Below are 25,445 nucleotides of genomic sequence, written 5' to 3'. Positions count from 1 at the left end.
CGCCACCTCGTCCCCTCCCCCCTGGAGGGGGAGGGACAGGGGGGGGGGGGGGCACGGCGCCGATCGTTGTCGCCGAACCGGAGCCCCTCCCCTCACGCCCGCACGATCTTGCAGGCGCATTTCTTGTAGTCGGTCTCCTTGGACAACGGGCAGGTCGCGTCCAGCGTCAACTTGTTGACCAATTGGCCTTCGTCGAACCACGGGAAGAACACCACGCCCTGCGGCGGTTTGTTGCGACCGCGCGTCTCGACGCGGCTGGTGACTTCGCCGCGACGGGTCGAGACCTTGATCTCCTGCCCGCGCCGCACGCCGAGCGCGGCCGCATCTTCCGGATGCATGAACACCACCGCCGCCGGGAACGCCTTGTGCAACTCCGGCACCCGCCGGGTCATCGATCCCGAATGCCAGTGCTCGAGCACCCGGCCGGTGACCAGCCACAGCGGGAAGTCCTTGTCCGGACTCTCGGCCGGCGGCTCGTAGGGGGCGAAGATGATCCGCGCGCGGCCGTCCTTGTAGCCGTAGAACTTCACGCCCTCGCCGGGCTTCACGTAGGGGTCGTAGCCCTCGCGGAAGCGCCAGTTGGTCTCCTTGCCGTCGACCGCCGGCCACTTCAGGCCGCGCGCCTTGTGATACTGGTCGAAAGCCGCCAGATCGTGCCCGTGGCCGCGCCCGAAGGCGGCATATTCCTCGAACAGACCCTTCTGCAGATAGAAGCCGAAGTCCTTCGATTCCTGGTTCTCGAAGCCTTGCGCCGTTTCCGCGAGCGGGTACTTGTCGACGTTGCCGTTCTTGAACAGCACCTCGTAGAGGGTCTTGCCGGCGAGTTCCGGCTTCTTGGCGATCAGTTCCGCCGGCCACACCTCTTCGACCTTGAAGCGCTTGGAGAATTCCACCACCTGCCAGATGTCGGAGCGCGCCTCGCCCGGCGCCGAGACCTGCTGGCGCCAGAACTGGGTGCGCCGCTCGGCGTTGCCGTAGGCGCCTTCCTTCTCGACCCACATCGCCGTCGGCAGGATCAGGTCGGCGGCCATCGCGGTCACCGTCGGATAGGGGTCGGAGACGACGATGAAGTTGGCCGGGTTGCGATAGCCCGGCAGCCCCTCCTCGTTCATGTTGGGGGCGGCCTGCATGTTGTTGGTGCACTGCACCCAATAGGCGTTGAGCACCCCGTCCTTGAGCATGCGATGCTGCTGCACGGCATGGAACCCCGGCTTGTCGGGGATCGTCCCCTCCGGCAGTTTCCAGATGCCCTCGGCGATCTTGCGATGCTCCGGATTGGTCACCACCAGATCGGCCGGCAGGCGGTGCGAGAAGGTCCCGACCTCGCGGGCGGTGCCGCAGGCCGAGGGCTGGCCGGTCAGCGAGAACGGCGAATTGCCCGGCTCCGAGATCTTACCGACCAGCAGATGCACGTTGTACATCAGCGAGTTGACCCAGCCGCCGCGCGAATGCTGGTTGAAGCCCATGGTCCAGAGCGACATCACCTTCTTCTTGGGATCGGCATAGAGCTCGGCCAGCCGCTTCAGCTTCTCGGCCGGCACGCCGGACAGCTTCGCGGCGTAGTCCAGGGTGTAGGGCTTCACCAGTTCGGCATAGTCCTCGAAGGTGATCGGATCCATCTTGCCGGCGTCGACCTTGTGCGAGGCGTTGACCGCCTTGACTTCCAGCGCATGGGTCGGGCGCAGGCCGTAGCCGATGTCGGTCGCGGTCTTGGTGAACACCACGTTCCTGGCGACGAAGTCCTTGTTGACCGCGCCCGACTGGATGATGTGGTTGGCGATGTAGTTGAGGATCGCCAGATCGGTCTGCGGCTCGAAGATCATGCCGTTGTCGGCGAGTTCGAACGAGCGGTGCTCGAAGGTCGACAGCACGTGGACCTCCGCGCCCGGCTTGGTCAGACGGGTGTTGGTCAGCCGCGACCACAGGATCGGGTGCATCTCGGCCATGTTGGAGCCCCACAGCACGAAGGCGTCGGCGTGCTCGAGGTCGTCGTAGCAGCCCATCGGCTCGTCGATGCCGAAGGTGCGCATGAAGCCGACCACCGCGGAGGCCATGCAGTGGCGGGCGTTGGGGTCGAGGTTGTTGGAGCGGAAGCCGGCCTTCATCAGCTTGACCGCGGCATAGCCCTCCCAGATCGTCCACTGACCCGAGCCGAACATGCCGACCGACGTCGGCCCCTTGGCCTTCAGCGCCGCCTTCCACTTCTCCGCCATGACGTCGAAGGCCTGGTCCCACGAGACGGCCACGAATTCGCCGTCCTTGTCGAACTTGCCGTTCTTCATCCGCAACAGAGGCGTGGTCAGGCGGTCCTGGCCGTACATGATCTTGGACAGGAAATAGCCCTTGATGCAGTTGAGGCCGCGGTTGACCGGCGCCTCCGGGTCGCCCTGGGTGGCGACGACGCGACCCTCACGGGTGCCGACCAGCACCGAACAGCCGGTGCCGCAGAAGCGGCACGGCGCCTTGTCCCAGCGGATGCCGGCGTCGCCGACCGGGACGGCGGACGCGGGCAGCGCGACCCCGGCGACGGCCGCGGTGGCGGCGGCGGCGGAGGCCTTCAGCACATCGCGGCGGGAAGTTTCCATGTTCATCGGTCGCGACCTCCAGGATCGACAGTCTCGGGTCTTCGAAAGGGGTTCAGGCGGCCCGCGGCGCCGGTTCGTCGGCATCCGGTTCGCAGGCGTGGTAGACGAGCGCCGTGCCGATCACGTGCGGCACGTGGTTCATGGCCATCAGGCTGTCGGCGGCGAAACGTCCGGCGACGTCGGTGGCGGTGACCACCAGCCGTCCGTCGGCCGAGGCGGCATGGACCTCGACCCCGTCCATCGCCGCGAGCGCCGCCCGGGCCGTGTCGAGGCCCTGGGGCGCCACGTGGACCAACACGCCGATGACGTTCATGCTCTCACCTCTCGCAGGGCGCCGGCCGGGCGCACCGCCACGGCCGTGACCGGACATACCCCGACGCAGGCACCGCAGCCGGTGCAGCGGTCGACGTCGATGATCGGCAGAAAACGCCCGTCGGGGCGCGGGACGAAGCTCACGGCGCGTTCGTCGCAGGCATCGCCGCAGCTGCGGCAGTGCACCCCGCCGATCGCCAGACAGTTGCCGGCGATCTCGGCTCTGGCGTCCCAGGGGCGCGCCCCTTCGGTCGCCAGCGCGCCGGTCGGGCAGGCCGCGGCGCAGAGGTCGCAGAAGGTGCAGGTGCCGTGGACGAACTGCAGGACCGGCCGGCGATCGGCGTCGAGGCGGACGACGCCTTCGGGACAGGCCGTGACGCAGGCGAGGCAGCCGTCGCAGGCGGCGAGAAAGTCCGCTTCGGGGATCGCCGTCGGGGGGCGTGGCACGGTCGGCCGCCGTGGGCGGGTCAACCGTCCCCGGAACAGATCCCGACGCGCCAGATTCGCGACCACGACTCCCCTCCCCCCGTCTTCTTCATTGCCCGCAGAGTGGCTCGAAGACGCGGTGCGCCGCTTGACGAATGATAAGTCCGGGGTCCCGCCCACGATCCGGACCTTGGTTCCGGTCCGCGCGGCCGATGCGGCGCCGCAATCACGCTCCGCGGCACACGCGCTTGATTTTCGACAAGTGACGTCGGGCGAGGTCCTTCCACAGTCGCGACGCCGCGACGGCGACGGCACCGCCCCGACCGCCACCGGTCGGACCGCCGATCCCGCGCAGGATCTTCCCAGGAGAGAGACGACGATGTTCTGCTACCAGTGTGAACAGACCACCCGCGGCACCGGCTGCGTGAAGTTCGGGGTCTGCGGCAAGACCGCCGAAACCGCCGACCTTCAGGACGTGCTGGTCCATGCGACCAAGCGCCTGGCGACCCGGGTGGCGCCGCTGGCCGCCGCCGACCGCCCGGCCGAGATCGCGCCGCTGCTCGAGACCGCGCTCTTCGCCACCCTGACCAACGTCAACTTCGACGACGCGGCGATCCTCGCGCTGATCCGCCGGGTGATCGCGGCGATCGGCCCCGAGGCCGGCGTCGCCGCCGACGCCGACCGCTCAGCTCTGCTCGCCTTCGCGGCCCAGTCCGGCATCGAGGCCCGCACCGCCCGCTTCGGCGCCGACGTCGTCGGCCTGCAGGAGCTGCTGCTCTATGGGCTGAAGGGCGTCGCCGCCTATGCCCACCACGCCCGCCGCATGGACCGCGCCGACCCCGCCGTCGATGCCTTCACGGTCGAGGCACTCGCCCGGCTCGACGCCGGCGAATCCGAGATCGCCGCCCTCCTCGGACTCAACCTCGCCTGTGGCGAGGCCTCGGTGAAGGTCCTGGCCCTGCTCGACGCCGCCCACGGCGACACCTTCGGCAAGCCGACCCCGACCCCCGTGCGAATCGGCCACGTCCCCGGCAAGGCGATCCTGGTCTCCGGCCACGATCTCGTCGATCTGAAGGCCCTGCTCGAACAGACCGAAGGCACCGGCATCCGGGTCTACACCCACGGCGAGATGCTGCCGGCCCACGGTTATCCCGAACTGAAGAAGCACGCCCATCTCGCCGGTCATTTCGGCGGCGCCTGGATGCGGCAGCAGAAGGAGTTCGCGACCTTCCCCGGGCCGATCGTGATGACCACCAACTGTCTGCAGGACCCCGATTCGTCCTACGCCGACCGGCTGTTCACCCGCGACGTGGTCGGCTGGCCGGGCATCGCCCATCTCGACGGCAGCGACTTCTCCGCCGTCGTCGCGGCGGCGCTCGCCGCCCCGGGCTTCGCCGACGAGGTCACCCACGCCACCCATCTCGTCGGCTTCGGCCACGACGCCGTGCTCGGCGTCGCCGGCACCGTCGTCGACGCGGTGAAGTCGGGGGCGATCAAGCACTTCGCGCTGATCGGCGGCTGCGACGGCTCGGAGGGCGAACGCTCCTACTACACCGATCTCGCCACGGCGATGCCGGCCGACTGGATGATCCTGACGCTCGGTTGCGGCAAGTTCCGCCTGCTCGGCCATGACTATGGCACCGTCGCCGGCCTGCCGCGGCTCCTCGACATGGGCCAGTGCAACGACGCCTTCTCGGCGGTCAAGGTCGCTCAGGCGCTGGCCGGCGCCTTCGATTGCGGGATCAACGACCTGCCCTTGTCGCTGACCCTGTCGTGGTTCGAGCAGAAGGCGGTCTGCGTCCTGCTCGCCCTGCTCCACCTCGGCGTGAAGAACATCCGCATCGGACCGAAACTGCCGGCCTTCCTGACCCCGACGGTGCTCGGCGTGCTGGTCGAGACCTTCGGTCTGAAGCCGATCGGCACCGTCGAGGACGACATCCGGGCGATGGCCACCGCCGCCTGATCCGACCGACGACGGCCCCGCGGCGCGCGCGTCGCGGGGATCGCGCCGCCGCCCGATCAGAGCAGACCGAGGCGGATCAGGCTCTCGGCGGTGGCGACGATCGCCTCTTCGCTGGTCCGCGGCGTCCAGCCGAGCACCTCCCGCGCCTTGGTGGCGCGGGCCGTGCGGATCCGCCCGAGATGGGGCAGCGCCGCCCGCGCCGTCGGGCTGACCAGGGCGGCGAGGCGCACCACGAAGTCCGGCGCCTGGAATCGCGGCACCGCGGACGCCGCCGGCCCCAGCCGCCGGCGCAGCATCTGCGCCACCTCGTGGAGCGACGGGCAGTCGCCGGCGGTGGCGAGGAACCGCTCGCCCGCCGCCGCCGGGTCGTCCATCGCCCGGACGTGGAGATCGGCGACGTCGCGCACGTCGACGATGCCGAAATGGATCCGCGGACAGATCGGAATCGCGCCGGTCATGAAGCGGCGAACCAGTTCGATCGACGCCGAGACGTCAGGCCCGAGCAGCGGCCCGAAGATGCCGACCGGCGCCACCACCGCGAGCTCGAGCCCGCGCCCCTCGCGGGCGACGAAGTCCCAGGCGGCGCGTTCGGCCAGCGTCTTCGACTTCATGTAGGGCTGGACGTCGGCGCCGTCCGGGTCGGTCCAGTCGCGCTCGTCGAAGGGGCCGGAGCGGTCGCCGTGGCCGTAGCCGATCGCCGCGAAGGACGAGGTCACCACCACCCGCCGCACCCCGGCGTCGCGCGCCGCCCGCAACACCCGGAGCGTGCCGTCGCGGGCCGGGACGATCAGATCGTCTTCGTGCGCCGGCAGTCCGGCCGGGAACGGCGAGGCGACGTGCATCACCGCGTCGCAGCCGGCGACCGCGGCACCCCAGCCGTCGTCGCGGGTCAGATCGGCGGCGACCACCGACAGCCGCTCGGCGAGACCGCTCGCCCCGGCCGCCGCCAGCCGCGCCGCCAACGCCGGCGCACGCGCCGGATCGCGCACCGTGCAGCGCAGGCGGTGGCCGTCGGCCAACAGCCGCAACGCCACGTGGCCGCCGACGAATCCGGCTCCGCCGGTCACCAAGATCAACGCCATGTCGCCGTCCTTCGCTCGCCGCCGACGAGGAAGCCGACGGTCAGGTGACAGAGATGGGGTGTGGGGCCGGCCGGGTCGAGCGAATTCCGCCGATGATCGCACCGGTCGCGGCACTTTTCGGTGCCGGAGCGCCCTGCCGCGCTGGACCTCACGTATCCGCGAGATCGGCGTGTGTTTCCTTGGAACCTTTCGAAGTCTAAGCTGTTTCCCTCACGGCCTCGGTCGAGCTCCGCAACGAACCCGACGCGGCGCATTTCCGATGCGGCGCTCGTCGCGACGGCTCGAGTAGATTCCGACTCTCGTCGCCGCAACGCAGCGGCGACTAGGGTGCACGATCCCTCCGGTGCGCCAGCGCGCGCCGCAGAACCGACAAACCCGCGGCGCCCTCGAGGCGCCGCGACGACGAGATCGGGAGGGCCGGCGCGCGCCGCCCCCCCCAGGAGATGCGAGACTCGATGACGCCGACCCCCGCCGACACCCGCTCACGAGATCCGTCGCCCGGTGCGGCGCGACGCCTCGTCCGCGGCCTGGCGCAGCGGCTCGACCTCGCCTTCCCCGGCCACGGCCCCGCCACCGTCGTCACCTCCCAGTCCCCGGCCGTCTCCCGCGCCGATCTCCTCTTCCTGCTGGCGATCTTCCTCGCCGGGCGGATCCTGCTGTTCGGCAGCGCCGCGATCGGCTCGATCGGCTCGCCGGTCGCGATCGACGCCACCTTCGCCCAGTCGCTGTGCGCCTGGGACTGCAGCTGGTACGTCGATCTCGCCGAGGGCGGCTATTCCGACGCCACCGACGTCGACGTCAACGGCGCCGCCAACTGGGCGTTCTTCCCCGTCCTGCCGCTGTTGATGCATATCGGCGCGGCGGTCACCGGCGCCGAGACCACCCTGGTCGGGGTGGTCATCGCCAACCTGCTGTTTCCCGCCGGTCTGGTCCTGGCCTTCCTCTATGCCCGCGATCTCGCCGGCCCCGCCTTCGCCCGTTTCGCCGCGGTGATCTGGGTCGCCTGGCCCTTCGCCATCCATACCTCGGTGCCGATGTCGGAGGCGGTCTACGTACCGCTGTCGCTCGCCACCCTGTTGGCGGCGCGGCGCGACCGATGGCTCCTCGCCGGCCTCGCCGCGGCGGTGCTGAGCGCCACCCGTGCGGTCGGGGTGCTGGCGGTGCTGCCGCTCATGATCCTGGCGCTGCGCCAACACGGCATCGCCCGCCTCGTCGGCTTGCGCCCCGGCACCGAGCGCGCGCTGCTCGCCCTGGCGCTCTGCGGCCTCGGGCTCAGCCTCTACATGATCCATCTCCACGATCAGGTCGGCGACGCCCTCGCCTTCTCCCATGATCAGACCGCCTGGAACCGGCGCTTCCTGTGGCCGTGGACGATGATCCTCGGCGAGATCAATCCGCTCACCCGCCCGCTCGGCGACATTCTCGGCGCCCTCGCCTGTCTCGTCACCCTCGCCCTCGGCGCGGCCGCGGCGGTGGGGCTGTGGCGGCGCGAGCTGCGTGCCGAGGCGGTGTTCGTGGCGGCGCCGCTGATCGTCGCGCTGCACGCCGGTTCGGTCATGAGCATGCCGCGTTTCGTCGGCTCCCTGTTTCCGGTGACGCTGGCGCTCGCCCTGGTCGCCGATCGGCCGGGCCGGCGGGTCGCGGTGGTCGCCGTCTGCGGGGTGTTGCAGGCCGCCTTCGCGGTCGGTTGGGCACGGGAGTGGTTCTATGTCATGTGATCCGGCCCCGCGCCGCACTGCCGCCGGCCGTTTGGCGCTGGCCGCCGTCGCCGGCCTCGCCGGCCTCTACGGGGTGGTACTGTCGATGGTTCTGACGCCGGAGATCGGCGAGGCCTATCGCCGCACCTATCTCACCGGCGAATTCTCGATCCTGCCCGACGCCGATTCGCTCGGCACCGACGACGGCCTCGCCTATCGCCCCGGCCGCCGCGTGTCCCTGCGCGCCGACGAGGGCCGCAAACATCTCGCGCGTTTCGACTGGCGCCGCGACGTCCAGCCGGCGCCGACCCTCGACGCCTTCTCCGGACGGCTGTTCCTGCATCTCCCCCCGGCGATCGCCGGCGGCGCCAGCGCGCACCGGCTGCACTTCGGCGTCACCTGCGCCATGCCCGAAGGCGAAGTGGCGACCCTCGACGTCGCCGTCGACGGCCGCCCGGTCGGCACCGTCGCCTGCAGTCGCGGCCCGGTCACCGCCGACCTGCCCCTACCCCGCGGGCTCCTGGGCGCCCGGCGCTACGACGAGATCACCCTCACCCGGCGCTCGAGCGGCTTCGGCGATCGCATCCTCACCGGCCTCGATTTCCGCCACGACGCCGTCGCGCTCGACTGGTTCGGCATCGACGTCGAGGGCGGCGCGCCGATCGCCCTCGAGAGCGCGCCGAAGACCACCGATTGACCGCACCCGGAGGCCCCGGCCGGGCTCCCGCCGCGCCTCAGCGGCGGCGGACCCAGGACCGCGTCACCTTCGGCGCGAGCCAGCGATAGAAGGCCTGTTTGACCACTTCGACCAGGGTCAGATAGCTCACCACCGCCACGCCCAGGAACAGATAGAACCCGGCCGGCGGCGCCACGAAGCCGAAGAACGGCCCGAGCGGCGTCGACGGCAGCACCGCGCCGATCACCGCCGCACCGATCGACAGAACCGCGAGGATCGCTGCGGGCCGGCTCGCCCACGGCCGTTTGCGGGTGCGGATCACGAACACCACCAGCACCTGGGTGGCCAGGCTCTCGATGAACCAGCCGGTCTGGAACAGCGCCTCGTCGGCGCCGAACAGATGGATCAGGGCGTAGAAGGTCAGGAAGTCGAACACCGAACTGACCGGCCCGAGCACCAGCATGAAGCGGCGGATCAGGGTCAGATCCCAGTGCACCGGTGCGCGCAGCGCCTCGTCCTCGACGTCGTCGAAGGGCACGCCGGCTTCCGAGGCGTCGTAGAGCAGGTTGTTGAGCAGCACCTGGGTCGGCAGCATCGGCAGGAACGGCAGGAACAGTGCCGCCCCGGCCATCGAGAACATGTTGCCGAAGTTCGAACTCGACCCCATCAGGATGTATTTGGTGACGTTGTGGACGGTGCGCCGCCCTTCGATCACCGCCTCGTGGATCACCGACAGGTCGTGGTCGAGCAGCACCAGATCGGCCGCCTCCTTGGCGACGTCGGCGCCGCTGTCGACCGAGATGCCGACGTCCGAGGCGTGGATCGCCGAGGCGTCGTTGATGCCGTCGCCGAGATAACCGACCACCCGGCCCGACGCCTTGCAGGCCAGCAACACCCGCTCCTTCTGCTGCGGCGTCACCCGGCAGAACACGTCGACCTTGCCGACCCGGGCCCTGAGACCGGCCTCGCTCATTGCCTGCAACTCGTCGCCGGTGACCAGATCGCGGATCGGCAATCCGAGCTCGCCGCACACGTGGCGGGTCACCCGCTCGTTGTCGCCGGTCAGGATCTTGACCGCCACGCCGACGTCGTGGAGCGCCTTCAGCGCCGCGGTGGCGCTGGCCTTGGGCGGATCGAGGAACACCGCCCAGCCGGTGAACACCAGGGCGCTCTCGTCGCTCAGCGCCGCCGAGACGTGTTCGGGGCCCATCGCCCGCGAGGCGATCGCCAACACCCGGAAGCCGTCTTCGCCGAGCGCCGCGAACTGTGCGTCGAGGGTCGCCCGCGCCGCCGCGTCGAGCGGCAGGATCGCCCCGTCGGCGCCTTCGTAAGTGGTCGACTGGCGCAACACGTCCTCGGGCGCGCCCTTGACCACCAGCAGCCGCTCCTCGGCATCGGCGACCAGCACCGAGACACGGCGGCGTTCGAAATCGAACGGCACTTCGTCGATCTTGGTCCAGCCCGACACGTCGAGATCGCGGTACCCGAGGATCGCGTCGTCGAGCGGGCTCTTCAATCCGCTCTCGAAGCGGCTGTTGAGGAAGGCCAGGCGGAACACCCGCTCGCTCTCCGCACCCGTGAAGTCGAGATGGCGCACCAGCGCGATCCGCGCTTCGGTCAGGGTCCCGGTCTTGTCCGTGCACAACACGTCCATGGCGCCGAGATTGTGCATCGCCGCCACCCGTTTGACGATCACCCGCCGGGCGGCGAGGCGCACCGCCCCGCGCGACAGCGTCACCGTGACGATCATCGGCAGCAACTCCGGCGTCAGGCCGACCGCCAGCGCCAGGGCGAACATCAGCGATTCCAGCCACGGCCGGGCGAAGGCGACGTTCACCACCACCACGAACAGCACCAGGAACACCGTCAACTGCAGGATCAGATAGCCGAAATGGCGGATGCCGATCTCGAAGGCGGTCGGCGGCGGCAACGACGTCAGGCTGGCGCCGAGCCGGCCGAAGGCGGTGTCGTCGCCGATCCGGCACACCACCACCAGCGCGCTGCCGGAGATCACCGAGGTACCCATGAACACCGTGTCGACCGCCTCGCCGGTGCCGGCGGCGCCCACCGCCACGGCCTTCTCGGCCGGATAGGATTCGCCGGTCAGCATCGCCTGATCGACATAGAGATCGCGCGCCTCGATCAGCCGGCAGTCGGCCGGCACCAGATCGCCGGCGGCCAGCCGTACCACGTCGCCGGGCACCAGCTGGTCGACCGGCAGGGCGATCTCGCCGCCGTCGCGAAGGACCTGGGCGCGCAGGGCCACGGTCATGCGCAGGGCGTCGACGGCGTTGTCGGCCCGGAGCCCCTGCACGAAGTCGAGGGTGATCGACAGCACCACCATCACCGTGACGATGACGAAGCTCGCGACGTTGCCGGTCGCCGCCGACATGCCGCTGGCGAACAACAGGATCAGCACCAGAGGATTGGCGAAACGGCCGAGGAACTGCAGAATCAGCGGCTTGCGCCGATGGACCTGCAGCCGATTGGGGCCGTGGCGTCGTTGCCGGATCGCGACTTCGCCGGCCCCGAGGCCGGCGGCCGTGGTGGCGAGCCCGTCGAGGACGGTGGCGATCGGCGGGCCGGAGATCTCGGCGGCGAGCGGGTTCGGTTCCAAGACAGGCCCTCGCGCCGCCCGGGGATACCGCGAAGGCGAGGGGCGCGGCGGCGGCGCGCCCGGCGCGGTCAGTGATCGAACAGCTTCGCCTCGGGCGAGGCTTCGATGCGGGTCAGCGCCGATTCCGGCACCGCCCGCTCGAAGGCCTCGCCGTCGTCGCGGATCCGATAGGTCTGCACGGCATGCTCGACCGGCATGACCTTGACCACCGTGAAGTGGAGCGACCGGCCTTCATGACGGTCGCCGTAGCTGACGGAGTCGCCGATCGCGAACAACGGGTCCATGGCTGTGGTTCCTGTCTGGGGCCGTATCGGCATTCTACCGCGACGGCATCGTCGCGTCGTCGTCACACGGAGTGGCGTCAGCGCTTCTCGATCGTCAATCCGTGGTCGTCGACTCGGATCTCCACCCCTTCGGGACGGTGGCGTTCACGATAGAGCTGGTAGCCGAGAACGGCGACGGCGATCACCAGGATCGCGGCGACCGCCGAGACGAGATTGCGGGACATCATCGAAGAGCTCCGGCAGGCTGCGGCGGCACCCGGTGAGGGCGCGACGGCCGACCCCCGCCCCCGGAGGGGACGGGAGCAGTAGGCCCCCCGGCGCGCGGGGGATGGACGCGCCGGGGATCAGTGGGGTCGTCGGTCGTCGACCGGGGTCAGCGGTAGCGGCAGACGCGGCGATCGAGCGTGTCGCTGTGGTAGCAGTAGCGCTGGGCGTGGCGCGGACGGGTCGCATCGGCGACCACTGCGCCGACCGCCGCCCCGGCGACACCGCCGACCAGGGCACCGCCGACCGAATTGGAGGCGACGCCGCCGATGATCGCGCCGCCGACGCCGCCGATGCCGGCACCTTCGGCCATGCGGGTGTCACGGGCGTTGGCACAGCCGCCGAGAATCAGCGCCACGGCGCTCAGGAGGATGACGATCTTCATGGGGGACGTCCTTTGAGGAGAGAGAGGCGGGAATCCCGGGAACCGCCGACGGCCGTCCCCGATTCGCGAGAGCGGGATCACTTCGGGGCGGTCTGGGATTCGACGAACCACAGTTGCCGATCGATGCCGCGGGACACTTCGGTGAACAGGTCGGACGTATCGACGTCGCCGAAGCCGGCCGACAGGCCGATCGCCTCGCGGGCCGACTGACCGAAGGCGGCGAGCGCCACCGACACGGCGAACAGATGGCTGTTCTCGTCGGCGACCCCGAGGTCGTAGGGGATCAGGAACGACCGCTCGGCGGCGACCTGGACGGTGCCGTGCGCCGTGCCGCCCAATCCGCCGGCCCGTTCGGCGAGCTGGTCGGAATAGGCCCCGACTTCTCCGGCGACCCGATCGAACAGTTCGTGCACCGCGATGAAGGTCGGTCCGCGCACGTTCCAATGGGCCTGCTTGACCTGGGCCTGCAGGTCGATCGCCGCGGCCAGATGCTTGTTCAACAGTTCGACCGACTGGGTGCGGATGTTCTCTGACAGCGTGTTGTGGGTCGGATGCATGGTTGGACCTCCGAGAGGTGGTCGATCCGAGCAGGATCGTGCGGCGATCGCCGACGGCGACCGACGCGACCAGCGGTGCGGATCGAGAAGATTTCGGAGGAGATCTTAGCGCAGGGCCCGAGCGAGCCGGCAGGATCGGAAACTACTCAATCGGTTTTCGACGCCCCCGCCCGCGCCGGACCGCCCCTCGCCGGGCCGCGGCGGGCCGACCTGCGATCCTCGCGCGGATCGTCTTCGCTCCGTCATCGCTCGTCTCGGAAAATCGAACCCGCCGCCCGATCAGACGAACCTTCGACGGTGGAATGTCGGACTGAAATCATTGCCGGTCTCCGGCGGGCGACGATCGTACCGAAACCGAGGCATGACGCAACGTCGGGCCGAATTGTTCTATGACACTTTGGATATGCCACCGCGGAATCGGCTCCGAATTTCGGGCGAGGTGCTGGTATTCATGCTATGATTGCGTCCGGCACCCACCGTCCCGAAGGCGCCCCGAGATCGTCCCATGCCCCGAACTCCCCCTCGTCCGGCCGCGACGCCCCGGCGGACGCCCGCCGGCGGAAGCCCGCCCGTGGACGCCGCGGCGCGGCCCGACGGCGATCTCGCGATCGTCGGAATCGGCGCCTCGGCGGGCGGCCTCGAGGCGGTCCGCAACCTGTTGCGGGTGCTGCCGGCCAAGACCGGCGCCGCCTTCGTGCTGGTCCTCCATCTCGAGCCCAATCACGCCAGCCTGATGGTCGACCTGCTCGGCGGCCACACCTCGATGACCGTGGTTCAGGCGACCGAAGGCATGCCGATCGCCGCCGAACATCTCTATGTGATCGCGCCCGGCCGCCATCTCGCGGTCGCCGGCGGCTGTCTCCACCTCTCCGAACCGCTGGAGCGCCACGGCGCCCGCCTGCCCTTCGACTTCCTGCTGCATTCGCTCGCGAGTGCCTGCGGATCGCGCGCCGCCTGCATCGTCCTGTCGGGCAGCGGCAGCGACGGCAGCCTCGGGCTCGTCTCGATCCACGAGGCCGGCGGCCTGGTGCTGGTCCAGGACCCCGCCGAGGCGGGCTGGGACGGCATGCCGCGCGCCGCCATCGCCACCGGCCTGGTCGATCAGATCGCCGGACTCGCCGCCATCCCCGCGGCGCTCGCCGACCACATCCACGGCAGCGGCGCAGCTCGCGAGCCGGTCGTGCTGCCCCCGAGCGTCCAGGCGCGCCTGCCCGAGATCGTCGCTCTCCTGCGCACCCGCACCGCCCACGATTTCACGCTCTACAAGACGGGCACGCTGCGCCGGAGGATCGAGCGCCGCATGGGCGTCGGCGGGCTGCGCAGCGGCGACGTCTACCGTTATCTCGAACGCCTGCGCAGCGACGACGGCGAACTCGATCTGCTCGCCAAGGATCTGCTGATCAACGTCACCCGCTTCTTCCGCGACCCCGAGGTGTTCGCGGCGGTCGCCGAGCGGGTCGTCCCCGCCCTGGTGCGCGACCGGGTGGCGGGACACCCGCTGCGGATCTGGATCGCCGGCTGCAGCACCGGCGAAGAGGCCTATTCCCTGGCGATGCTGTTCCTCGAACAGGACGGCGCCACCCTGCACAAGCTCGAGCTCCAGGTCTTCGCCTCCGACGTCGACGCCGATGCGGTGGCGACCGCCCGCGAGGGCTTCTATCCCGAAACCATCGTCGCCGACGTGTCGCCGGAGCGCCTCACCCGCTTCTTCGTCAAGGTCGCCCACGGCTATCGCGTGTCGCCGGAACTGCGCGCCGCCGTGGTCTTCACCGTCCAGGACGTGCTGATCGATCCGCCGTTCTCCCGCCTCGACATGATCTCCTGCCGCAACCTGCTGATCTATCTCGGCCCCGAAGCGCAGACCAAGGTCGTCGCGCTGTTCCACTTCGCGCTGCGCGACGGCGGCATCCTGTTGCTCGGCAACGCCGAGACCATCGCCGCCGGCGACGGATCCTTCGAGGTGACGTCCAAGGCCGAGCGCCTCTATCGCCGCACCGGCCGCAGTCGCGCCGGTGGCGTCGCCTTCGCCCTGCCCCCGCCGGACTCCGGTCGCGGCCCGCCGCGGCGCGAACCCGACCAGCTCCAGGGTCGCCGCATGGCCCTCGCCGATCTCTGCCGCCGACAGGTGATGGAGACCTACGCCCCGGCCGCGGTGTTGATCAACCGCAAGCACGAATGCCTCTATTCGCTCGGCCCCACCGATCGCTACCTGCGCGTCCCACCCGGCTACCCGTCCCATGATCTCGTCGCGATGATGCCGCAGAACCTCAGGTCGCGGTTCGAGGCGGCGGTGGTGCAGGCGCTGCGCGAGGCCGCACCGGTGGTGGTCGGCGGTGGTCGCCGGGACGAGGCCGGCGTCGAGCGCACCTTCTCCATCGAACTGCAGCCGCTCGCCTACGAAGGCGAGACGTTGCTGCTGGTCTGTTTCCTCGACGCCCTGCGGGACGCCGCCCGCCCGGCGAGCGCGATCCCCGCCGAGGATCTGCCGCGAGTCGCCGAGCTGGAACGCGACCTCGAGGCGACGCGCAAGGACCTCGGCGATGCGGTCCGCAACCTCGAGCTTTCCAGCGAGGAGCAGAAGGCGATCAACGAAGAGGCCCTGTCGATCAACGAGGAGTACCAGTCCTCCAACGAGGAACTGCTGACCTCCAAGGAGGAGCTGCAGTCGCTCAACGAGGAGCTGACCGCCCTCAACAGTCAATTGCAGGAGACGCTGGAGCGCCAGCGGACCACCTCCAACGATCTCCAGAACGTGCTCTATTCGACCGACGTCGCGACCATCTTTCTCGATCTCGATCTCGCCATCCGCTTCTTCACGCCGGCCACCAAGTCGCTGTTCGCGGTGATCCCCGGCGACGTCGGCCGGCCGCTCGCCGACCTCCATTCGCTGTCTGCCGATGCCGCTCTGGCCAGCGACGCCGCGCGGGTGCTCAGGGCCCTGACCCCGATCGAGCGCGAGATCGAGACCCGCAGCGGCGTGTGGTTCCTGCGCCGCGTCCTGCCCTATCGCACCCTCGACGACCAGGTCGCCGGCGTGGTCATCACCTTCGTCGACATCACCCAGCGCAAGCACAACGCCGAAGCGCTGGAGGCGGCCAAACGCCAGGCCGACCTCGCCAACGTCGCCAAGTCGCGCTTCCTCGCCGCCGCCAGCCACGACCTGCGACAGCCGCTGCAGACGCTGTGCCTGTTGCAGGGGCTGCTCGCCCAGACCGTCGAGGGCGAGAAGGCGGTGCGGCTGGTGACCCGTCTCGACGAGACGCTGGCCGCCATGACCGGGATGATCAACACCCTCCTCGACATGAACCAGATCGAGGCGGGAACCGTCCAGGCCGAGGTCGTGGCCTTCCCGATCGACCGCCTGCTCGACCGCCTGCGCGACGAATTCACCTATCATGCCCAGGCCAAGGGCCTGGTGTTGAAGGTGGTCGGCTGCCGGCGGGTGATCGCCAGCGATCCGCGCCTGCTCGAACAGATGCTGCGCAACCTGATCGCCAACGCGATCAAATACACGCCCAAGGGCAAGGTGCTGGTCGGCTGCCGCCACCGCCGCGACGGCCTGGTGATCGAAGTCCACGACTCCGGCATCGGCATCGCCGACGACCAGATCGAGGCGATCTTCGAGGAATACCATCAGGTCGACAACACCGCGCGCGAACACAGCCGCGGCCTCGGGCTCGGCCTGTCGATCGTCCGGCGGCTGGGCGAACTGCTCGGCCACGCCGTCACCGTGCACTCGCACCCCGGCCGCGGCTCGACCTTCGCCCTGTCGATCGCCCGGTCGCCCCACGACGTCGCAGTGATGCGCCCGCCGGCGCGCCATCCGAGCCTCGTCGACACCGCCGCCGCCCCGCCGCGGGCCGGCGGCGTGCTTATCGTCGAGGACGATCCGGAGGTGCGCGAACTCTTGGTGCAGCTGTTCGAGGGTCGCGGCCATCACGTCGCCGCCGGCGCCGACGGGCCGACCGCCCTGGCGCTGGTCGCCGGCGGCACCATCCACCCCGACCTGTTGCTCGCCGACTTCAACCTGCCGCGCGGCATGAACGGCCTCCAGGTCGCCGCGGCGCTGCGCGAGATGCTCGGCCGCCGCCTGCCGGTGATCGTCCTGACCGGCGACATCTCGACCGCCACCTTGCGCGACATCGCCCTCCACGACTGCATCCACATCGACAAGCCGGTGCGGCTCCCCGAACTGCTGGCGATCGTCGACCGCGTGCTCGGCGCCGCCGCGGCCTCGCACGCCGCCGTCGTCCCGCGTCCGGCGATCACCGCCGCCTCCGGGCGCCCCGCCCCGACCGTCTGGGTGGTCGACGACGACGACGGCGTCCGCACCGCCCTGCGCGACGTGCTGGAGGCCGAGGGCGTCACCGTCCGCGACTTCGCCTCCTGCGAGGCCTTCCTCGCCGCCCATCGACCGAGCGCGGAATCCTGCCTGCTGATCGACGCCTACCTGCCCGGCATGAGCGGGCTGGAGCTCCTGGCGCGGCTGCGCGAGGACGGCCGCAACCTGCCGTCGATCATGATCACCGGCAACTCCGACGTGCCGATGGCGGTCGCGGCGATGAAGGCCGGCGCCTCCGACTTCATCGAGAAGCCGATCGGCCGCGGCGAGTTGCTGGCCAGCGTCGAGCGCGCCCTCGATCAGGCCCGCGACATCGGCAAGCTCGCCGCCTGGCGCAGTTTCGCCGCCGACCATGTCGCGGTGCTGACGCCGCGCCAGCATCAGATCATGAACCTCGTCCTGGCCGGCCACCCGAGCAAGAACATCGCCGCCGACCTCGGCATCAGCCAGCGCACCGTCGAGAACCACCGCGCCTCGATCATGCGCAAGACCGGCACCAAGTCGCTGCCGGCGCTGGCCCGTCTGGCCCTCGCCGCCGGCGACGGCGAGGCCGACTGAAGCGCGGCCGCCCGGCGCCCGCCGTAATCCGCCGGGATCGCCGCGCCCCCTCGAGTACATTCCGATCCTGCCGCCACCGTCGCCGTCGGCCCATGATGACGCTGGGCCGCCCGTCGCGGCCGTGATCGAGGCTCGCCGCCGCTCCGGCGGAAGGCCTCGATCCACGGCCGCCGGCGCCCCGCCGGCCCCGACGCGACCGCCGGTCTCCCCGACGCGGACGTCCGTCGACACCACCGAAGGCAGAGTCATGACCCGCACGTTCGTTCTCGCCGCCTGCGCCGCCGCCGTCGCCGCCGCTCTCGCCACCCCGGTCCAGGCCCAGGGCGTGCCGCAGACCCTGGCGCTGACCAAGATCGACCCGGCGACCCTCGCCACCGGCTGGCGCACCACCAAGATCGTCGGCGCCGCGGTGGTCGGCGAGACCGGCGAGAAGATCGGCACCGTCGACGACCTGATCGTCACCGCCGACGGCAAGGTGCCCTATGCGGTCCTCTCGGTCGGCGGCTTCCTCGGCGTCGGCACCCATTACGTGGTGGTGCTCGCCTCCGCCCTCGAAGTGAAGAACCGCGATCTGCGCCTGCCCGGCGCCACCCGCGAGTCGCTGCGTCTCCTGCCCGGCTATCTCTACGCCGAGTGATCGCCCGGTCGCCGGGCGCGTCGGATCCGCCGACGCCCTCGCCCCGACCTCCCTCCGTCCCGCCCGAGGAGTCTCCCCATGAACATCGGCACCATCCTTCTCGTCGTCCTCGTCCTGTTCCTGGTCGGCGCCCTGCCGACCTGGCCGCACAGCGCCAACTGGGGCTACTACCCCAGCTCCGGCCTCGGCCTGATCATCGTGGTCGTCATCGTCCTGCTGCTGCTCGGACGTCTGTGATCCGGCGCGCGCCTCGCCGCGCCGCCGAAGCCACCGACCGTCCGACGGAACGAGACCCCGGGAGAAGCCGACGGCTCCGCCCGGGGTCTCGTGTTCCTCCCGGTTGCCGGCGTGGACCGGCGCCGGCGCGCGCCCGGCGATGCCGGCCTCACACCGCCGCGGCGAAGGCGGAGTGTCCGGTCGAACCCTTGTCGTTGGCATGCACGTCGAGCCGGCTCGGCGCCTCGCTCCCCAGGATCGCCTTGGCGCGGGCGATGTCGTCGGCGCTGCCGTGGGCCATCACCAGGAAGCCGTCGGCGCGCACCGCCGCCTCGTATTCGATCACGCTGTCCTTGGGGATGCCGAGCCCGTAGAGGCCGGCGCCGAGCGCACTGAGCCCGCCGACCACGGCGGCATTCTCCAGCGCGGCGATCAGGCTGGCGGCGAGATAGCCGAGCACCACCACATGCCCGACGAAGGGCAAGGTGAGGAACAGGCCGCCGAAGAACAGACCCCACAGCCCACCCCAGAAGGCCCCCCGGACCCCCCAGAATTTGATCCGGTCGCCGACGTTGTAGAAACCGACCACTTTTTCTTCGCTGTGGTAGCCCTTGCCCACGACGCTGAGGTTCTTCATGTCGATGCCGGCGGCGGTCAGCTTCAGGACCGCAGCTTCGGCGGCGGCATGTTCGTCGAAGACCGCGACGACGGAATTGGTGTTGTCCATTGAGTCCTCCTCGCGAGAGGCGCCGTCACCGATCCTGGCCCCGTCTGCGCCGCGGCGGTTCGGGACCCGGGGGAGATCGGCCACTCGCCGCGCCACCCGAAGCGTCCGACCCTAAGCGCAGTCGGCGGTGGCGGGGCAGGCTCGGAATGTACTCGAGAGGGACGCGCGCCGCGCCCTCCCTCAAGGCACTCCGGGCGCCGCCATCCACGCCATCCCGAAGGCGATCGACAGCACCGTCAGCGGCGCCCCGACCCCGAAATAGGTCCAGAAACCGAGCACGATGCCGTCGCGGCGGGCCCGCTGGGCGACGATCAGATTGGCCACCGAGCCGATCAGCGTGAAGTTGCCGGCGAGCGTCGAGGCCATGGCGATGGTGAGCCAGGCCCGGATCGGATCGGCGAGGTCGACGACGAAGGGTTTGAGCACCAGCACCGCCGGGACGTTGCTGACGATGTTCGACAGCACCGCGGTCACCCCCGCGAGGATCGGCACGCGGGCGAGGTCGAGCTGCCCGACCGCGGCGATCGCCTGCGGCGTCAGCACCGTCTTCTCGACGCCGGCGACCACCACGAACAGGCCGATGAACATCACCAGCAGCGGCCAGTCGATGTCGAAATAGACCTTCTCCGGCTTGACCCGGCGGGTCACCAGGAGCAGCGCGCCGCCGAGGATCGCCACCTCGGCGATCGGCCAGCCGAAGAAGAACAGCCCGATCATCGCCACCACGGTGAGCACCGAGCGCCACACCAGGGAGCTGTGGTGACGGCTCGGTTGCGGCGCGACGGCCACCAACCGCTGCCGCGTCAGGAACTCCGCGCGGTAGACCACCGCGATCAGGACCACGGTGAGGATCAGCCCGACCGCCGCGACCGGCGCCAGCGTCCCGACGAAGGTGCCGTAGGGAATGTGCGACAGCGAACCGATGATCATGTTCTGTGGATTGCCGGTCACCGTCGCGACGCTGCCGGCGTTGGAGGCGAGCGCCACGGCGAGCAGATAGGGCACCGGATCGCGGTCGAGCCGGCGGACCACGTCGATCACCAGAGGCGTCATGACCAGGCAGATGGTGTCGTTGACCAGGAACGCCGAGAGGATGCCGGTGACCAGCACGACCGCGATCAGCAGGACGATCGGCCGCCCGGCGCGGGCCACCACGAAGCCGTTGACCAGCCGGAAGAAGCCCGACAGGCGCAGATTGGCGACGACGATCATCATGCCGAGCAGCAGGGTGATCGTCTCCATGTCGATCGCCCGATAGGCCTCGTCGAGGGTCAGCACGCCGCAGCCGACCATCAGTGCCGCCCCGAGCAGCGCCGCGCCGGCGCGGTCGAGCCGCCAGCCCGGCAGCTTGCCGACGGCCATCACCAGATAGGTCACGGCAAAGATCAGGATGGCGGCGATCATCGGCGGCCCTTCGGTCGGAGAGAATCCCCGCAGGACGGAACGTCGGCCCGTCGGCCAAAGTTCCGGCGGCACGAACGCTTGCCCTCAGAGCTCCGTCGGGGCGACGACCGGGGCGGCGAGATGGGGACCGGTGTCGACGTCGACCACCGCCGGCGTCACCGTGTCGACCGGTCGGCGCCAGCCGCCGCCGAGCGCCTTGGCCAGCGCGATGTGATCGGTGGCGATCGTCATCCGGCTGAGCAGCAGGGCGTCTTCGGCGGTGTAGAGCGAGCGCTCGGCGTCGAGCACGTCGAGGAAACTCGCCGAGCCCGACTGATAGAGAGCCCGCGACAGCGTCGCGGCGCGGCGCGAATTGTCGGTCGCGCTGCCCAGACGCCGCGCCCGCACCCGCTCGTCGGCGAGCGCCACCAGGGCGTTCTCGACGTCCTCGAGCGAGGTCAGCACCGCCGAGCGCCAGGCCAGCAGGAACTCGTCGCGCACCGCCGCGGCGGCGTCGCGGGCGGCGACCAGCGTTCCGCCCCGGAAGATCGGCAGAGTGATGCTCGGCCCCCACGACCAGGCGATCGTCGAGGCCCGCCCGAGATCGCCGAGCCGGGTCGCCGAGGTCGAGATCGCCCCGGTCAGCGAAATGCTCGGATAGAGCGCCGCTTCGGCCACCCCGAGCTTGGCGGTATAGGCCGCCAGCCGCCGCTCGGCGGCGCGCACGTCGGGTCGGTTGTGCAGCACGTCGGCGGGAATGCCCTTGGGCAGGGCACGACGCGGCGACGGAATCGCCCCGTCGCGGCGCAGTTCCCCGGCCAGCGCCCCCGGCGCCTGACCGGTCAGGATCGACAGGCGATGGACCGACTGCGCCAGCGTGGTCTGCAGCGACGGAATCCCCGCCTCGGTGGTCGCCGCGGTCGCTTCCGCCTTGGCGGTGTCGACCGCCGAGGCCGACCCGGCTTCGAACTTGCTGCGGGTCAACGCCGCCGTCTGGCGCTGCGACCGGGCGGTGCGCTCGGCGAGCCCGATCCGCGCCTGGGTACCGCGGACCTCGACATAGGTCGCCGTGACGTCGCCGACCAGGGTCAGCAGCACGGCGTCGAGATCGTCGCGGGTCGCAGCCGTGTTGGCGGTCGCGGCTTCGACGCCGCGGGCATTGGCCCCGAACAGGTCGATCTCCCAGGAGGCGTCGAGGCCGCCCTGGAACAGATCGGAGACGACCGTCGGCTTGCCGGCGGTCTGCCGGCGCAGCGCCGTGGCGGACGCATCGAGGCTCGGCAGCAACCCGCCGACCGCCTCGCGCCGCAGGGCGCGGGCTTCGCGGATCTTCGCCTTGGCGCTGGCGACGTCGAGATTGCCCTCGACCGCCCGCGCCACCAGCGAGTCGAGCTGCGGGTCGCGGAAGTCGCGCCACCATTCGCCGAGCGCCTCGGGGGTCACCGACCGCCCGTCGCCGCCGCGCTGCCAATGGGCCGGCAGGGCGATGTCGGTGGAGGTCGCGTCGGGACCGACCGCACAGCCGGAGAGCAGCAGGGCGAGGAAGGCGGCGGCCGCCCCGGTCCGGGTCGAGCGGCGGCTGGCGGGCGACGTCATGGGGTCAGATGTCATGGTCGGCGACCGTTCCGTTCGGAGGAAGCTTGCCCGGAAAGAGCCGGCGCACGGTGACGAACAGCAGCGGCACGAAGAACACGCCGATCACCGTCGCGGCGATCATACCCCCGAGCACGCCGATGCCGATGGAATTCTGCGCCCCCGATCCCGCCCCCGAGGCCAGCGCCAGCGGCATCACACCGAGGGCGAAGGCGAGCGAGGTCATCAGGATCGGCCGCAGCCGTTGCCGCGCCGCGGCGAGCGTCGCCTCGATCAGCGGCTGCCCGGCGGCTTGGCGTTCCAGCGCGAACTCGACGATCAGGATGGCGTTCTTGGCCGCCAGCCCGATGGTGGTGAGCAGGCCGACCTTGAAATAGACGTCGTTGGTCTGGCCGAACAGCATCGCCGCCCCGAGCGCCCCGAAGATGCCGATCGGCACCGACAGCATCACCGCGAAGGGGATCGACCAGCTCTCGTAGAGCGCGGCCAGGCACAGGAACACCACCAGCACCGAGATCGCATAGAGCGAGGTCGCCTGATTGCCCGACAGGCGCTCCTGCGCCGACAGGCCGGTCCATTCGTGGGAGAAGTCGCCCGGCAGCGCGGCGGCGAGCGCGTCGATCGCGGTCATCGCCGTGCCCGAGGACACGCCCGGCGCGGCCGCGCCGAGGATCTCGACGGCGGCCGAGCCGTTGTAGCGTTCGAGCCGCGGCGAGCCGTAGGTCCAGTGGTTGGAGACGAAGGCCGACAACGGCACCATCTCGCCCGAGCCGTTGCGCACGTGCCAGCGGTCGAGGTCCTCGGGCTGGCGGCGGAACGGCGCGGCGGCCTGGAGATAGACCGGCTTGACCCGGCCGCGGTCGATGAAGTCGTTGACGTAGTCCGAACCCCAGGCGGTCGACAGCGTGGTGTTGACGTCGGCCAGCGACAGGCCGAAGGCGCTGGCCTTGTCCTGGTCGATGTCGACCGAGAACTGCGGCGTGTCCTCCTGACCATTGGGGCGCGTGCCGACCAGCGAGCGGTCGCCGGCCGCGGCGGCGAGGAACTGGTTGCGCACCTGCATAAGGCGATCGTGGCCGGCCCCGGCGACGTCCTTCAGATAGAAATCGAAGCCGTTGCTGTTGCCCATGCCCTGGATCGCCGGTGGCGCCATGGCGAAGATCTGCGCGTCGCGGGTCGTGGCGAAATGCCCCATCGCCCGGCGCGCCACCGCGGCCGCCGACAGTTCCGGCGTCTTGCGCTCCTCGAAGTCGCGCAGCCGCACGAACACGATGCCGACGTTCTGGCCCTGCCCGCCGAAGCCGAAGCCGACCACCGCCAGCACGCCCTGGACCGCCTTGCCCTCGTCCTTGCGATACCACGCCGAGACCTCGTCGACGGCGCGGATCGTCCGGTCCTGGGTCGCCCCGACCGGCAACTGCACCGAGGTGATCAGGATGCCCTGATCCTCTTCCGGCAGGAACGAACTGGGCAGGCGCACGAACAGCACCGCGACGGCGCCGACGATCGCCGCATAGACCAGCAGGAACAGCACCGAGCGCTTGACCACCCGGCCGGCGCCGGCGTGATAGGCCGTGGTGGTGCGCTCGAAGCCGCGGTTGAACATCCCGAACAGCCCGCGCCCGGAGGCATGATCGGCCGGGCGCTTGAGGATCGAGGCGCACAGCGCCGGCGACAGGATCAGCGCCACCAGCACCGACAGCACCATCGCCGAGACGATGGTCACCGCGAACTGGCGATAGATCACCCCGACCGAGCCGCCGAAGAAGGCCATCGGCACGAACACCGCCGACAGCACCGTGGCGATGCCGACCAGCGCGCCGGTGATCTCCGACATCGATTCGATCGTCGCTTCGCGGGGACTGAGACCCTTCTCGGTCATCACCCGTTCGACGTTCTCGACCACCACGATGGCGTCGTCGACGAGCAGGCCGATCGCCAGCACCATCGCGAACATGGTCAGCGTGTTGATCGAATAGCCCGCCGCCGCCAGCACCCCGAAGGTGCCGAGCAGCACCACCGGCACCGCCAGGGTCGGGATCAGCGTGGCGCGGATGTTCTGCAGGAACACCAGCATCACCACGAACACCAGGACGATCGCCTCGATCAGGGTCTTCACCACCTCCTGGATCGACAGCCGCACGAAGGGCGTGGTGTCGTAGGGGTAGACCACCTCGACGTTCTGCGGGAACGTGCTCTTCAGCCGGTCGATCGCCGCCTGCACCGCCTGCGCGGTCTTGATCGCGTTGGCGCCGGTGGCCAGGCTGATCGCCAGACCCGAGGCCGGCAGACCGTTGTAGATGCTGGTGTTGGTGTAGTTGCGGGCGCCGAGTTCGACGGTCGCGACGTCGTCGACGCGAATCACCGAGCCGTCGGTGTTGCTCTTCAGGATGATCGAGCGGAACTGCTCCGGCGTCTGCAGGCGCGAGCGCGCGGTGATCGTGGCGTTGAGCTGCTGGCCCGGAACCGCCGGCAGGCCGCCGAGCTGACCGGCCGAGATCTGGGTGTTCTGAGCCTGGAGGGCCGCGGCGACGTCCCCCGGCATCAGGGCGTATTTCGACAGCTTGTCGGGATCGAGCCAGATGCGCATGGCGTAGCTCGAGCCGAAGATCTGGGTCTCGCCGACGCCGTCGACCCGCTTCAGCGTGTCGTTGAGGGTGGCGTCGATGAAGTCCGACAGATCGCTGGTGTTCATCTTGCCGTCGGTCGAGACGAAGCTCGCGACCATCAGGAAGCCGCTCGACGTCTTGTTGACGGTCATGCCGGTCGACTGGACGATCTGCGGCAGCTGCGAGGTCACGAGCTGCAGCTTGTTCTGTACCTGCATCTGCGCCACGTCGGGATTGGCGGCGCTGGTGAAGGTCAGGGTGATCGTCGCCTGACCGGTCGAGGTCGAGGTCGAGGTCATGAAATCGAGATTGTCGATGCCGGTCATGCCCTGTTCGATGACCTTGGTCACCGAATTCTCGACCGTCTGGGCGTCCGCCCCGGGATAGTTGGCGGTGATCCGGACGGTGGTCGGGGCGATCTGCGGATATTGCGAGACCGACAGCGTGTTGACCGCCAGGAGACCGGCGAGCATCACCACGATCGCCAGAACCCAGGCGAAGATCGGCCGGTCGATGAAGAAACGGGACATGT

At 70.1% G+C, this 25,445-nt stretch carries 19 protein-coding genes; 6 read left to right on the top strand and 13 right to left on the bottom strand.

The genetic code is table 11. The annotated features are described in order from the left end of the window. Window positions 1–92: 92 nt before the first annotated feature. The 3 genes from napA to napF are packed head-to-tail and all read right to left on the bottom strand — an operon-like array spanning window position 93 to window position 3,410. Window positions 93–2,591: a nitrate reductase catalytic subunit NapA gene (gene napA, locus EYW49_RS03705; RefSeq protein ID WP_131306329.1), complete on the bottom strand. Its 2,499-nt coding sequence runs from the start codon at window positions 2,589–2,591 to the stop codon at window positions 93–95. A gap of 46 nt (window positions 2,592–2,637) precedes the next feature. Further along, entirely contained in the window at window positions 2,638–2,898 is a 261-nt protein-coding gene (locus tag EYW49_RS03700) for a chaperone NapD (RefSeq protein ID WP_165498117.1), read from the bottom strand. Then, window positions 2,895–3,410, bottom strand: coding sequence for a ferredoxin-type protein NapF (gene napF / locus EYW49_RS03695; RefSeq protein WP_206365374.1), 516 nt, complete (start codon window positions 3,408–3,410; stop codon window positions 2,895–2,897). Before napF ends, EYW49_RS03700 begins: the two co-directional genes overlap by 4 nt. Window positions 3,411–3,702: 292 nt before the next feature. Here napF and hcp point away from each other — a divergent pair, with 292 nt between their 5' ends. After that, window positions 3,703–5,286 carry a hydroxylamine reductase gene (hcp, locus tag EYW49_RS03690; RefSeq protein WP_131306325.1) on the top strand — a complete coding sequence of 528 codons (1,584 nt, stop codon included), beginning with the start codon at window positions 3,703–3,705 and terminating at the stop codon, window positions 5,284–5,286. A 56-nt stretch (window positions 5,287–5,342) separates the two neighbouring features. Here hcp and EYW49_RS03685 read toward each other — a convergent pair whose 3' ends face one another. Continuing rightward, complete coding sequence (locus EYW49_RS03685) at window positions 5,343–6,368, bottom strand: SDR family oxidoreductase (RefSeq protein ID WP_131306323.1); 1,026 nt, start codon at window positions 6,366–6,368, stop codon at window positions 5,343–5,345. Between the two features lie 455 nt (window positions 6,369–6,823). On the opposite strand from EYW49_RS03685, the gene EYW49_RS03680 reads away from it, so the two are divergent. Both EYW49_RS03680 and EYW49_RS03675 read left to right on the top strand, forming a co-directional pair. Continuing rightward, window positions 6,824–8,086, top strand: a complete 1,263-nt coding sequence (locus tag EYW49_RS03680) for a hypothetical protein (RefSeq protein ID WP_131306321.1) — start codon at window positions 6,824–6,826, stop codon at window positions 8,084–8,086. Beyond that, a complete protein-coding gene (locus EYW49_RS03675; protein ID WP_131306319.1) occupies window positions 8,076–8,762 on the top strand; it encodes a hypothetical protein in 687 nt (228 codons plus the stop codon). Before EYW49_RS03680 ends, EYW49_RS03675 begins: the two co-directional genes overlap by 11 nt. A gap of 37 nt (window positions 8,763–8,799) precedes the next feature. Here the strand turns inward: EYW49_RS03675 and mgtA are convergent, their stop codons facing one another. From mgtA to dps, 5 genes are all read right to left on the bottom strand, one after another. Further along, window positions 8,800–11,358: a magnesium-translocating P-type ATPase gene (gene mgtA / locus EYW49_RS03670; RefSeq protein ID WP_228259460.1), complete on the bottom strand. Its 2,559-nt coding sequence runs from the start codon at window positions 11,356–11,358 to the stop codon at window positions 8,800–8,802. A 68-nt stretch (window positions 11,359–11,426) separates the two neighbouring features. Then, a complete protein-coding gene (locus tag EYW49_RS03665) occupies window positions 11,427–11,642 on the bottom strand; it encodes a hypothetical protein (RefSeq protein ID WP_131306317.1) in 216 nt (71 codons plus the stop codon). Window positions 11,643–11,719: 77 nt separating this feature from the next. Beyond that, window positions 11,720–11,866: a hypothetical protein gene (locus EYW49_RS22925; protein WP_165498116.1), complete on the bottom strand. Its 147-nt coding sequence runs from the start codon at window positions 11,864–11,866 to the stop codon at window positions 11,720–11,722. A gap of 149 nt (window positions 11,867–12,015) precedes the next feature. Next, the gene (locus EYW49_RS03660) at window positions 12,016–12,291 is read right to left on the bottom strand and encodes a glycine zipper domain-containing protein (RefSeq protein WP_131306315.1); all 276 of its coding nucleotides are present in this window, start codon (window positions 12,289–12,291) and stop codon (window positions 12,016–12,018) included. A gap of 77 nt (window positions 12,292–12,368) precedes the next feature. Further along, on the bottom strand, window positions 12,369–12,848 hold the full coding sequence (gene dps / locus EYW49_RS03655) for a DNA starvation/stationary phase protection protein Dps (RefSeq protein ID WP_131306312.1): 480 nt from the start codon (window positions 12,846–12,848) through the stop codon (window positions 12,369–12,371). Window positions 12,849–13,419: 571 nt separating this feature from the next. Here dps and EYW49_RS03650 point away from each other — a divergent pair. The 3 genes from EYW49_RS03650 to EYW49_RS03640 all read left to right on the top strand — a co-directional run bounded on the left by EYW49_RS03650 (window position 13,420) and on the right by EYW49_RS03640 (window position 18,622). Beyond that, window positions 13,420–17,748, top strand: a complete 4,329-nt coding sequence (locus tag EYW49_RS03650; protein WP_228259458.1) for a chemotaxis protein CheB — start codon at window positions 13,420–13,422, stop codon at window positions 17,746–17,748. A gap of 247 nt (window positions 17,749–17,995) precedes the next feature. After that, window positions 17,996–18,385, top strand: coding sequence for a PRC-barrel domain-containing protein (locus tag EYW49_RS03645; RefSeq protein WP_131306308.1), 390 nt, complete (start codon window positions 17,996–17,998; stop codon window positions 18,383–18,385). A gap of 78 nt (window positions 18,386–18,463) precedes the next feature. Next, window positions 18,464–18,622 carry a DUF3309 family protein gene (locus tag EYW49_RS03640; protein WP_131306306.1) on the top strand — a complete coding sequence of 53 codons (159 nt, stop codon included), beginning with the start codon at window positions 18,464–18,466 and terminating at the stop codon, window positions 18,620–18,622. Between the two features lie 148 nt (window positions 18,623–18,770). On the opposite strand, the gene EYW49_RS03635 is transcribed toward EYW49_RS03640, so the two are convergent. The 4 genes from EYW49_RS03635 to EYW49_RS03620 form a co-directional block, all read right to left on the bottom strand. Then, window positions 18,771–19,328, bottom strand: coding sequence for a general stress protein (locus tag EYW49_RS03635; protein WP_131306304.1), 558 nt, complete (start codon window positions 19,326–19,328; stop codon window positions 18,771–18,773). 180 nt (window positions 19,329–19,508) lie between these two features. Further along, window positions 19,509–20,732 (bottom strand): anion transporter, encoded by a 1,224-nt coding sequence (locus tag EYW49_RS03630; protein WP_131306302.1) that lies wholly within the window; start codon window positions 20,730–20,732, stop codon window positions 19,509–19,511. Between the two features lie 84 nt (window positions 20,733–20,816). Beyond that, window positions 20,817–22,307, bottom strand: coding sequence for an efflux transporter outer membrane subunit (locus EYW49_RS03625; RefSeq protein ID WP_131306300.1), 1,491 nt, complete (start codon window positions 22,305–22,307; stop codon window positions 20,817–20,819). Between the two features lie 4 nt (window positions 22,308–22,311). Continuing rightward, a complete protein-coding gene (locus tag EYW49_RS03620; RefSeq protein ID WP_131306298.1) occupies window positions 22,312–25,443 on the bottom strand; it encodes an efflux RND transporter permease subunit in 3,132 nt (1,043 codons plus the stop codon). Between the last annotated feature and the right edge of the window lie 2 nt (window positions 25,444–25,445).

This window comes from Siculibacillus lacustris (assembly GCF_004328075.1).
Lineage (GTDB): Bacteria > Pseudomonadota > Alphaproteobacteria > Rhizobiales > Ancalomicrobiaceae > Siculibacillus > Siculibacillus lacustris.
The sequence above is the reverse complement of the archived record's forward strand: the minus strand, read 5'-3'. Positions and strand labels throughout refer to the sequence as shown.